The organism is Janthinobacterium sp. BJB304 (assembly GCF_002735765.1).
Classification (GTDB): domain Bacteria; phylum Pseudomonadota; class Gammaproteobacteria; order Burkholderiales; family Burkholderiaceae_D; genus Janthinobacterium.
Genome location: NZ_PDZN01000047.1, coordinates 1 through 3,667 on the forward strand (window position 1 = coordinate 1; position 3,667 = coordinate 3,667).

The 3,667-nt window shown below is 64.3% G+C and carries 4 protein-coding genes; all 4 read right to left on the bottom strand.

Going from position 1 to position 3,667, the window contains the following annotated elements; translation table 11 throughout:
- Window positions 1–995, bottom strand: a 995-nt coding sequence (mmsA, locus tag CSQ95_RS28830; protein WP_099411995.1) for a CoA-acylating methylmalonate-semialdehyde dehydrogenase, incomplete at its 3' end; no start/stop codon positions are given.
- Between the two features lie 14 nt (window positions 996–1,009).
- Complete coding sequence (iolB, locus tag CSQ95_RS28835) at window positions 1,010–1,804, bottom strand: 5-deoxy-glucuronate isomerase (protein ID WP_099411993.1); 795 nt, start codon at window positions 1,802–1,804, stop codon at window positions 1,010–1,012.
- Complete coding sequence (gene iolE, locus CSQ95_RS28840) at window positions 1,801–2,715, bottom strand: myo-inosose-2 dehydratase (RefSeq protein ID WP_099411994.1); 915 nt, start codon at window positions 2,713–2,715, stop codon at window positions 1,801–1,803. The genes iolB and iolE overlap by 4 nt, the downstream gene beginning before the upstream one ends.
- A 1-nt stretch (window position 2,716) precedes the next feature.
- Window positions 2,717–3,667, bottom strand: a 951-nt coding sequence (locus tag CSQ95_RS28845) for a thiamine pyrophosphate-dependent enzyme (RefSeq protein ID WP_257218272.1), incomplete at its 5' end; no start/stop codon positions are given.

Below are 3,667 nucleotides of genomic sequence, written 5' to 3' on the forward strand. Positions count from 1 at the left end.
TCCTTGTGCACCTGCGTCACCACCGGCCCCATCTCGGCCGACAGATCCATGCCTTGCGTGATCTTTAATGCCGCGATGCGGGGCACCAGGGCTTCCACCAATTGATCCGCCACATTGCCCACCGCCACGACGACGGAAATGGCCATGCAGCGCTCGCCGGCCGAGCCGAACGCGGCGCCCATCAGGGCGTCCACCGTCTGGGGAATATCCGCGTCCGGCATGACGACCATGTGGTTTTTCGCGCCGCCCAGGGCCTGGACGCGCTTGCCCTGGGCGCAGCCCGTCGCATAGATGTATTCGGCGATCGGCGTGGAACCGACGAAGCTGACGGCGCGTACGTCCGGGTGGTGCAGCAAACCGTCGACGGCCTCTTTATCTCCCTGCACGACGTTGAAGACGCCGTCGGGCAAACCCGCGTCCGTCAGCAATTGCGCCAGGAGCAGGCTGGCCGACGGGTCGCGTTCCGACGGCTTTAATACAAACGTATTGCCGCAGGCAATCGCCATCGGGAACATCCACATCGGCACCATCACGGGAAAGTTGAACGGCGTGATGCCGACGCACACCCCCAGCGCCTGGCGGATCGACCAGGCGTCGATGCCGCCGGCCACCTGTTCCGAATACTCTCCCTTCATCATCTGCGGGATGCCGCAGGCAAACTCCACCACTTCGATGCCGCGCGTCACTTCCCCTTTCGCATCCGTGAAGACTTTGCCGTGCTCGGCCGTGATCAGGGCCGCCAGCTGGTCGGAATGTTCTTCCAGCAATTCCTTGAACTTGAACATGACGCGGGCGCGGCGCAAGGGGGATGTTTGCGACCAGGCGGGAAACGCCGCATGGGCGGCAGCCACGGCCGCGTTCAGTTCGGCAGGCGTGGCCAGCGCCACCTTGGCCGTCACGGCGCCCGTGGCGGGGTTGAAGACGTCGCTCGTGCGCTCGGCGCGCGAGGCCATGGGGTTGCCACCAATAAAGTGGCCGATCATCGGGGTCGTCATTGTCTTGTCCTTGGTTATTTCGTCATCAGCCAGTCATGGGCCGGGTCGTTTTTAAAATGCCAGACCCGCTTGGGGCCGGCCATCACGTTCAGGTAATAGCCGTCGTAGCCATACGGCACGGTGACGGGGTGATAGCCGCGCGGCACCATCACCACGTCGTGGTTTTCCACGGCCATGGCTTCGTCGATGGAGCGGTCATCCGTGTAGACGCGCTGGTAGGCAAAGCCCTGTTCGGGATGGAGCCGGTGGTAATACGTTTCTTCCAGCGAGCTTTCGGTTGGAATATTGTCGCTGTCGTGTTTATGCGGCGGATAGCTGGACGAGTGGCCGGACGGCGTGACGACTTCCACCACCAGCAAGCCGTCCGCCTCGGCCGTCTGCGGCAGGATGTCGCACACATAGCGCGTGTTGGCGCCCTGGCCGCGCACGGAGCGCGTCATGGTGGAAGGTTCGATCAGGCGCGCCGGGCGGTGGGTCGTGGCCGGCGCGCTGCACAGGGCGACCTCGGCGGCGCTCACGGCCGTGATACGCACCGTGGTTTCCAGCGGCACATACACGGCGTAGGGCGAGACGTCCTCGAAAACGCTGGCGCGCTTGCCGATGCCTTCCCAGGTCTGGCCGCCCGCCCGCACCGTGACCGTGCCCGTCAGCACGACGAGGCACAGTTCGCGGCGGCCCGTCTCCAGCGTCAAGCCCTCGCCGGGCGCCAGACGATGCGCGGCAAAGCCCACGTGCGTCCAGCCGGCCGATTCCGGCGTGACCTCGACGATGGTCTGTCCCTGCCCCGCTTTCACCAGCAGCGGGCTCATGCCGCCTCCCTGCCCAGGCGCGGAATCGCGTCGACCAGGCTTGCCAGGTAATCGTGGCCCATCTTCGCGTATTCGTAGCTGGGCGCGACGGCCGGGTCTTGCTCCGCTTCCACCACCAGCCAGCCCGCATAGCCGTGCAGATACAGCCGCATCAAAATGGCCGGGAAGTCGATGCAGCCGTCGCCGGGCACGCTGAAAGCGCCATTGATGACGGCCTGCAAAAAACTCCAGTGGCCGTTGCGGGCCAGTTTCACCACGTTCGGGCGCACGTCCTTGCAATGCACGTGGCAAATGCGATCGATATGATTATTGAGTACCGCCAACGCGTCGCCGCCGGCGAAGGTGATATGACCCGTGTCGAACAACAAGCCCACTTCCGGCCCCGTCAGGGCCATCAATTGATCCACATCAGCCGGGGTTTCCACGTAGGCGCCCATGTGGTGGTGGTAGGCCAGGCGCACGCCGTGCGCCAGCAGGTGCTGCGCAAACGCCGTGAGTTTATCGGCGTAGTCCTGCCATTGCTGCTGCGACTGGAAACGCGGGCGTTTATACAGGGGGCGCGCTTCGCCCTGGATGGCGTCGGCCACTTCGCCGTAGACCATGACGGTGGCGCCGCTGTCGGCCAGCAGGCGCAAGTGCGGGCCGACGGAGGCGATCTCTTCTTCCACCGAGCGGTGCGCCAGGCGGCCCGAATACCAGCCGGAGACGCAGGCGAGATTGTATTTGCCCAGCACGGCGTTCAGGGACGGGGCATCCTTGGGAAACTTGTTGCCCAGTTCAAAACCCACGTAGCCGATCTCGGCGCCTTCTTTCAATGCCGTTTCCAAAGGCGTCTCGCCGCCCAGGCTCGGTAAATCGTCGTTCATCCACGAGATCGGATTGATGCCGATGCGTACATTCCAGGTAGTCATTTCAATTCCTTTGTTTCAGGCGATCGTTTTCATAACGGGCGCGCGCAGCTTGCACGCCGGACTGGGTGGAGACCTCGGGTACGGCCACTTCCCACCAGCAGCCGCCCTCCTCTGTCGTGCGCGTGTCGTCCGTGTCGATGCAGATCAGGTACGTGCGCGAAGCTGCCCGGGCGCGCAGCATCGCCTGCTCCAGTTCGGCGATACTGGCCACGTACTCGCTCAAGGCGCCTAGCGCTTGCGCATGCAGGGCGAAGTCGATAGGCGGGGCGCTGTCGGGCAGCATATTGTTGAACGAGGCATTGCCGCAGGCCTGCTGCAGGCGGTTGATGCAGCCGTAGCCACGGTTGTCGAGCACGACAATAATCAGTTTTTTGTCCAGCATGACGGAGGTGGCGATTTCCGAATTCATCATCAGATAGCTGCCGTCGCCCACCATGACGATGACTTCGGCTTCCGGCTTGGCCATCTTGACGCCCAGGCCCCCGGCGATTTCATAGCCCATGCACGAGTAGCCGTATTCCATGTGATAGCCGCCCGGCGTCGATGTTCTCCACAGCTTGTGCAGTTCGGCCGGCAGAGTCCCTGCCGCGCAGACGACGATGTCGCGCACAGTAGAATCCGGTGCGGAACGCTGCACGGCGCCGATGACTTCGCCGTCGTACGGCAAGCCGGCGACCTCGCGTTTGCCGGTAATGGCCAGCACGGTGGCGCGCCAGGCATGCGCCGCCTGCTGCGCCCGCTCCTGCCACTGGCCCGCGCTGTTCCAGTTGCCCAGCAGGCGCGACAAGCCCTGCAAGCCGAGGGTTGCGTCCGCCTGCAGGCTCAGGCCCCGGCGTTTCAGCGCATCGAAAGCGTTGACGTTCAGGCTGAGCAGTTGCGCCTGCGCAAACAGGGAGTTCGACCCGGTCGTGAAATCCTGCAGGCGCGTGCCGACGGCCAGCACCACGTCCGC

Coding starts and splice junctions, on each gene's coding strand:
- iolE (WP_099411994.1), bottom strand. CDS start 2,715: ATGACTACCTGGAATGTACGCATCGGCATCAATCCGATCTCGTGGATG.
- iolB (WP_099411993.1), bottom strand. CDS start 1,804: ATGAGCCCGCTGCTGGTGAAAGCGGGGCAGGGACAGACCATCGTCGAG.